Source organism: Inquilinus sp. CA228 (assembly GCF_052078665.1).
Lineage (GTDB): Bacteria > Pseudomonadota > Alphaproteobacteria > DSM-16000 > Inquilinaceae > Inquilinus.
In genome coordinates this window covers 1-667 of the sequence record NZ_JBQJIK010000202.1, presented here as the reverse complement: position 1 = coordinate 667, position 667 = coordinate 1, and the positions used below count along the sequence as shown (strand labels likewise).

Genomic DNA, 667 nt, shown 5'->3' with positions numbered 1-667 from the left:
GCAGCGCCACCGGGGCGGGCTCGCTCGCCTTCGGCGATGCAGCCTCGGCGACCAATGCCGGCGCGGTGGCGCTGGGCACGGGCTCGGTGACGGCGGCGGCGGTCGGCACGGCCAGCGCGACGATCGCGGGCACGACCTACAATTTCGCCGGCACCACACCGGCCAGCACGGTCAGCGTCGGAGCGGCGGGGGCCGAGCGGACCATCACCAACGTCGCGGCGGGGCGGATCTCGGCCACCTCGACCGACGCGGTGAACGGCTCGCAGCTCTTCGCCACCAACACGGCGGTGGACGATGTCGCCAGCCAGATCACCGATGTCACCGGCCAGCTGACGCACTACTACAGCGTCAACGACGGCGGCACCCAGGGCGCCAACTACGACAATGACGGCGCCACCGGCGTCAATTCGCTGGCGGCCGGTGTCGCGGCCAGCGCGACGGCGGCGGATGCGACGGCGCTCGGTGCCAACAGCTCGGCGACCAATGCGGGTGACGTGGCCCTGGGCACGGGCTCGGTGACGGCCGCGGCGGTCGGCACCACCAGCGCGACGATTGCCGGCACGACCTACACCTTCGCCGGGACGACGCCGGCCAGCACGGTCAGCGTCGGCGACGTCGGCGCCGAGCGCACCATCACCAATGTCGCGGCGGGGCGGCTCTCGGCGAC

1 pseudogene is annotated in these 667 nt (G+C 73.5%); it reads left to right on the top strand.

The features are described from left to right. A pseudogene (locus ACTOWL_RS38005) lies at nucleotides 1-667 on the top strand (hypothetical protein); the annotation flags it as partial.